At 37.6% G+C, this 6,098-nt stretch carries 6 protein-coding genes and 3 pseudogenes; 2 read left to right on the top strand and 7 right to left on the bottom strand.

Going from position 1 to position 6,098, the window contains the following annotated elements:
• Positions 1-341: 341 nt before the first annotated feature.
• The 3 genes from RR45_RS10650 to RR45_RS11700 all read right to left on the bottom strand — a co-directional run bounded on the left by RR45_RS10650 (position 342) and on the right by RR45_RS11700 (position 1,402).
• A complete protein-coding gene (locus RR45_RS10650; protein WP_072353694.1) occupies positions 342-680 on the bottom strand; it encodes a bacteriocin immunity protein in 339 nt (112 codons plus the stop codon).
• Positions 681-686: 6 nt separating this feature from the next.
• The gene (locus RR45_RS10645; protein ID WP_031367177.1) at positions 687-866 is read right to left on the bottom strand and encodes a leucocin A/sakacin P family class II bacteriocin; all 180 of its coding nucleotides are present in this window, start codon (positions 864-866) and stop codon (positions 687-689) included.
• 287 nt (positions 867-1,153) lie between these two features.
• Positions 1,154-1,402 (bottom strand): hypothetical protein, encoded by a 249-nt coding sequence (locus tag RR45_RS11700; RefSeq protein WP_455363165.1) that lies wholly within the window; start codon positions 1,400-1,402, stop codon positions 1,154-1,156.
• Here RR45_RS11700 and RR45_RS11675 point away from each other — a divergent pair.
• Together RR45_RS11675 and RR45_RS10635 are read left to right on the top strand one after the other, a co-directional pair.
• Positions 1,322-1,618 (top strand): annotated as a pseudogene (locus tag RR45_RS11675) (helix-turn-helix domain-containing protein); the annotation flags it as partial. The gene RR45_RS11700 and the pseudogene RR45_RS11675 overlap by 81 nt on opposite strands.
• A gap of 19 nt (positions 1,619-1,637) precedes the next feature.
• Positions 1,638-2,063, top strand: a complete 426-nt coding sequence (locus RR45_RS10635) for an ATP-binding cassette domain-containing protein (RefSeq protein WP_244898839.1) — start codon at positions 1,638-1,640, stop codon at positions 2,061-2,063.
• 55 nt (positions 2,064-2,118) lie between these two features.
• On the opposite strand, the gene RR45_RS10630 is transcribed toward RR45_RS10635, so the two are convergent.
• From RR45_RS10630 to RR45_RS10615, 4 genes and pseudogenes are all read right to left on the bottom strand, one after another.
• Positions 2,119-4,788: a cation-translocating P-type ATPase gene (locus tag RR45_RS10630; protein ID WP_031367203.1), complete on the bottom strand. Its 2,670-nt coding sequence runs from the start codon at positions 4,786-4,788 to the stop codon at positions 2,119-2,121.
• Between the two features lie 475 nt (positions 4,789-5,263).
• A pseudogene (locus RR45_RS10625) lies at positions 5,264-5,479 on the bottom strand (glutamyl aminopeptidase); the annotation flags it as partial.
• A gap of 85 nt (positions 5,480-5,564) precedes the next feature.
• Positions 5,565-5,813 (bottom strand): transposase, encoded by a 249-nt coding sequence (locus RR45_RS10620; RefSeq protein ID WP_031367202.1) that lies wholly within the window; start codon positions 5,811-5,813, stop codon positions 5,565-5,567.
• A gap of 84 nt (positions 5,814-5,897) precedes the next feature.
• Positions 5,898-6,098: pseudogene (locus RR45_RS10615) on the bottom strand (IS6 family transposase); the annotation flags it as partial.

Genomic DNA, 6,098 nt, shown 5'->3' with positions numbered 1-6,098 from the left:
CAGGAGTTATGGGGAACTTTGCAACAGAACCGTTTTTTAGACGGTGATTATCGGTCAAGAAATTTTGAATTTAAAGCATGATTTTACCAAGAAACGGCAATTAGTTTTGCTTGTATTTAAAATCTCAATAACATTATTTTATAGTTTCGTGTAAATAAAAAAACATTGAAATAAAATCCTCAATGTTTTTCGGTGTTATATATAAATTAGATATTTAGTGATTTTTAGTTAATTTTTAAATTTGCAACGAACCTAACAAATTAAACGTTTAAGCGTATTGGAAATCGAAAAATCACCGCAGTTGTAAGGATGCAACTGCGGTGAATGAAACGAAATACGTTTTATCGAAGAGGAACTTTTTCTCCAAATTTATAAAATTGTGATTTGTCAGAAAAATCAGCCATGTATGAACCATTTATTCCTGCTTTTTGTCCAATAATACTCAATTTAATTGTTAACTCTTCTTCTTCATTCGAAAAGTGAATTTTTCCTGTGGATGCAGTAATACGTATATATTGATTTAGCTTATTGATTAAAACTTCGGGTGTTTTTTCCTTGTCAAGTTTTTTATTAACCTGTACTAATACATCAAGAATATTTAAGATATCTTTTGATTTATTAGTACGTTTTTCCAACATTTTATATAAATTATTGACTAATTCTTTTTCCGTAGTATTCATAATTTATTAAGCTCTACCATTTCCATTAGTTGCCCATCTATTGAATTGAGCATCCACTGTTTGCCCCCAATTCACATATGATTTCCCGTTTTTCACATCTACATATAGACCATTACCGTAGTATTTGTATCCTCCACCATTAACAGCCTTTAGTTGATTTTCATTTAATTTAGTGTAGTTGTTCATAATTATTATCTCCTTTTGTTTAAATACGGTTTACTAAAAACATTTAATGAGTTTTATTATTTCACTTTTTATTTGATATGTCAAAAGAAAACTGTACAAAAAAATGTATGTGGTTTAGATTTTAGACTTCATCTCTAACTTGAGTCGGAGTTTTATAATTTAGTGAACTACGGGCTCGAATAAGTCTGTTTAGTTATCACTGAAACTAGAGATTTTAAGGTATATGGTTAGGTATAAAATTTAGGTAAAATAACGAATTAACAATTCGAGATAAAAGTAAAAATAAGTCAATTATTTTTCAATACATCTTGTATTTGTTGCCAATAGGTTTTTTTGCCGATGATAATTGATAATTCCCCTGTCTGTCCATAACGAGAGTTGAGATATTTTGAAGTTTCTAAAGTCCCAGTTATAGTATAAAAAGTTCCTTTATCTGTTGATGAACTGTTTTCTGAATTGAACGTTGGCACAATAAGCAGAAAATCAGTAACCGAGAAATCGCAAATCGTCTTGGTAAAGCTCCTCAAACGATTCATAACGAGATAAAACGAGGAACAGTTCAACTCAAGTATAAGACCAAGTATTCAGCGAAAATTGCTCAAGAGAGCTACAAGACTTTAAGAAAACACTCTAAACGTGCCACAAAGCTGAATACTCAATTGGACGAGAAAATCTCCAAAGCAGTGAAAAACAAGCTCTCTCTCGAAGTCATTCATCAAGAAATCAAGGGTGTGGTTTGTTTTTCCTCACTTGACGGTACTACAAAACGTCATGGAGGGTCCTACACAGGTGAAGAAAATTTCGAAAGAGCAAGCAAAAACGCAGGCAGAACAATTACTGACAAAGGTCGGATTATTAGACAAAGCAAACGAGCATCCAAAACAATTATCTGGTGGACAAATGCAACGAGTAGCGATTGCTCGTGCATTAGCAATGGAACCAGAATTTATGCTTTATGATGAACCAACGAGTGCGCTAGACCCAGAGTTGGCACAAGAAGTGCTGCAAGTAATCAAGGATTTAGCAGAATCAGGAAACGGCCAAATTGTTGTAACTCACCATTTAGAGTTTGCTCGCAAGGTAGCAGATCGAATCGTCTTCCTTGAAGAAGGACAAGTTACTTTTAACGGAAGCAGTCAGGCTTTCTTTGAAAGTGACAATCCGCGAATTCAACTTTATCTGCAACAATTATTATAAGCTAAAAGCCGACATCAGAATTTTGATGTCGACTTTTTCATGCGGTTGATCTAGCTTAATATTTGTTCAATTGTGCATTTGTTTTTGTTTCTAGAACTTTTATTATGATCATCTTAGTGATTTCCATCAATAAAACTGCTGAAATTGCTAGAACTAGAGCCAAACCAATTTCCTTCAAATTAAAGGTTGCTGGAATAGCGAAAACTTCTCGTAACCCTGGTAATAATGTCAGACTGAAGAATACACCACAAACAAGAATTGCCAGCAAAACCATTTTATTCGAGAATAAACCAACTTGTATAGAAGTTTGCGTGTTCGAACGAGCTGCAAAAGTTTGTAGTGTCCGACTTAAAATCAAGGTTGAAAAGGCCATCGCGACTCCCATTTCAGCGGATTGCAGATTTCCGATCCATTGAGCAGTAATCACGGCAATGGCGATCAAAATCCCTCGATAGGTTACAGAAATCAATGTTTTTCCAGTGAAAATCCCGCTATCTGGATCCCGTGGCTGACGCTTCATAATCGTTGGTTCCGCTTTTTCCATGCCTAAAGCAATTGCCGGCAGTGAATCATTTACCAAATTGATAAAAAGTAGCTGCAAAGCAGTAAATGGATTAGCCCAACCGATTGCTAAGGCAAAGATGATCGCGATAATCGCACCTAAATTCCCAGCAAATAGATAAGCAACAGCCTTTTTGATATTATCAAAAACATTTCGTCCAACTTCGACAGCTTTAATAATTGAAGCAAAGTTGTCATCCGTCAGAACCATAGCGGCAGCATCTTTCGCAACATCTGTTCCGGTTCCCATCGCAATCCCAATATCTGCTTGTTTTAACGCGGGTGCATCATTAACACCGTCACCAGTCATAGCAGAGATTTTGCCTTTGTCCTGCCAAGCACGGACGATTCGGATTTTATTTTCTGGTGAGACACGAGCATAGACAGTGATTTGCTCTAATTGTTCGGCTAACTCAGCTTCACTCAACTGATCCAATTCAGCACCAGTCAATGCAAGATCACCTCGTTGAAAGATTCCAATTTCTTTAGCGATGGCGACAGCAGTCGTTTTATGGTCACCGGTAATCATCACTGTTTGGATACCAGCAGAGTTGGCATCAGCGACTGCTTGGAATACTTCTTCCCGTGGTGGGTCGATCATTGCCAGCAATCCGACTAAGATCAGATCTTTTTCGTCATCCAACGTTAATGAATCTGTTGCTACCTCTTTGTAAGCAAAAGCTAATACACGCAATGCCCGTTCAGAAAAGGCTTCATTTTGTTTTTGAAACCGCGTTTTAAGCTCTGGTGTAAAATCAACGACCTGTCCGTCAAGCAACACTTTCGAGCTGCGTTTAAAGACGATATCTGGGCCACCTTTAGTTACCATTGTTTTCTGTTGATTGATCGTGTGAAGCGTCGACATCAATTTACGGTCCGAATCAAAAGGCAGTTCCGCCTGACGAGGATATTTTTTACGCAAGTCACGATACGATTGGTTTTGTTCTTCACAGTAGTCGATTAATGCAATCTCGGTTGGATCACCTAATTTAGTGCCGTCTTCACTAATCGTTGCGTCATTTGCTAACACACTGATTTCAATCAAACGTTGTTCATCTGCTTCCCAGTGTTTAGGATCGTTTGAAAATTCTCCGCTTTGTCCGTCGGCTAAGAAGTGGTCAATAACGGTCATTTTGTTTTGTGTCAAGGTCCCTGTTTTATCAGTACAAATAATGCTTGTTGAACCCAGTGTTTCTACAGCAGGTAGCTTACGAATGATCGCATGCTGTCTCGCCATTTTCTTCGTTCCTAATGAAAGAACGATTGTAACGATTGATTGCAGTGCTTCGGGAATCGCCGCCACAGCTACAGCTACAGCGAACATAAAGGCATTAACAATATCTTGCGTCATATCAGCTGAACCTTCTAAGAAAACTCGCAGTAATTGAATCCCTAAGATGACTAAAGATAAGACCAAAATCGCCATACTTAATTTCTTACTAAAACTATCTAACCCTCGTTGAAGAGGTGTTTTTTGTTCAGTAGTTGATTCTAATAAACCAGCAACCTGACCAATCTCAGTATCATTGCCTGTAGCAGTTACTAAAAATTTCCCGCGACCATAAGTCACGATTGTTCCGCTAAAGACCATGTTGATACGGTCACCAATAGGGACATCATTACCAAATGTTTTGATTTCTTTTTCAGCTGGTGTCGATTCACCAGTCAGCATCCCCTCATCAACTTTTAGCGATCTGGCTTCGAGTAAACGCCCGTCAGCTGGTACATAGTCACCAGCTTCTAGAATAACGATATCTCCAGTAACGATTTCTTTAGCCGGAATACTTAGCTCCTGTCCGCCACGAAGAACTCTAGCATCAGGTGCAGAAAGTTTTTTCAAAGCATCTAATGAGCCCTCAGCCTTTTTTGTTTGGATGACACTTACGACTGAATTGAGTAGTAACACAGCAAAAATAACGATTGATTCAACATGGGCTCCCATAATCATTTGAACAACGGCAACGATCAATAAGACAATCACCATCGCGTCTTTGAAGGTTTCTAAAAATAAAGTTAGCGAGGATTTTTTCTTCGCTTCTTTTAATTGATTTGGACCATTTTCTTGTAATCGCTGTTGAGCTTCTGTTTGGCTCAAACCTTCTGGTGAGGTATTCAAGTCTTTCATTAATCCGTCTGTTTCTTGTTGGTACACGTGTTTTGTCAATTTATAGCCTCCAATAATTTTTATTTCACTTGATTCGTAACTTTTGGCAGTTGATACTGTTATGTGCGTGTGATTGACTAATCCGTTAATAGTGACTAGCTCAATATTTACGAAATCCTTTTTTCAAAAAACGAAAAAAGGAATTTATTTTCGTACGCATATCATTTTTCTAATCACGCTGAAGCGTGATTAGAAAAACTGACAAAAAGAGACCTAAGGCAAGTGTTTAAACTTATCTTAGGTCTCACCATTTCATACGATACCAGAAAACCATCGCTGGTTAACTTACTGTTGATATCACAACAACAACGTTGTCGGTTACTCCCCTAAGGAGTTATTAATATAACTAAATCCTAACAGAAATCATTTTCGATTGCAAGAAATATGCTGGTTTCATTTAATAAAGTCATCAAATAAGTTAGGAAAGCCTTGATAATATTGATTTTTATGAAGTTATTTAATTTTTCTTAAGCAGCTATTTTCCTTCGATGATCGTTTTGATCGTACTTTCATCCAATCCTTTTAAAACTTGAATCAGCATTTCCCGAGCGGCATCAAAATCAGCGATGCTGAACATTGTTTGATGGGTGTGGATATAGCGACCACAAACACTGATCACGGTACTTGGGATTCCTTCATTCGCTGTGTGAGCAGCACCTGCATCGGTTCCACCTTTAGAAACTATGTACTTGGCGCTACGTCCATCACTCGTAAGAGCATCCGAGTCGGATACTCGTTACTTTCATTTTTGATGAAGAGAATTTTACTGTGTAAGTTTACTTCTTGAATATAGCCATTGCTTTTTTTAAGATTTCGTTCTCCTGACGCAGACGAGTCATTTCTTTTTCCATCTGTTTGATCTGAGCAGGGGTCAACGAGCTACCAGCGACTGGGCTGTTGTTTTTCTTCCATTTATAAATTGTTTGTTCTGCAATGCCATATTCACGGGAAGTCTCGGAGACGGGTTTACCAGTTGCAACGAGTTGAAGAATCATATCTTTTCTTTCTTGACTGTACTTTTTCATTGGGCGAACTTCCTTTCGTTCGAGGTTATGGTTCTGTTGCAAAGTTTCCCAAAAGAGTATAGAAGTCCTAGTTTAACATTTTGACTATGCTGGGATCCCCATCAGAACTTTAATTTCAGTCGACACCGAAAATCCGAAGAGCGTTCCGTTTCTTCGGTTCTTTTTGTATATTCCTCGAATAGTCTCCATGCCCTTAATCGTGGTTGAGGCAGTTCGTAAACTTCGATAAAATTTATTACGGCGCTTAATTGGATGATGGTCCTGCTCAATTAAATTATTGAGATA

The sequence above is a fragment of the Pseudolactococcus chungangensis CAU 28 = DSM 22330 genome (assembly GCF_002441885.1).
Taxonomy (GTDB): domain Bacteria; phylum Bacillota; class Bacilli; order Lactobacillales; family Streptococcaceae; genus Pseudolactococcus; species Pseudolactococcus chungangensis.
Note: the sequence above shows the minus strand (reverse complement) of the source record. Positions and strands in the feature narration are given on the sequence as shown.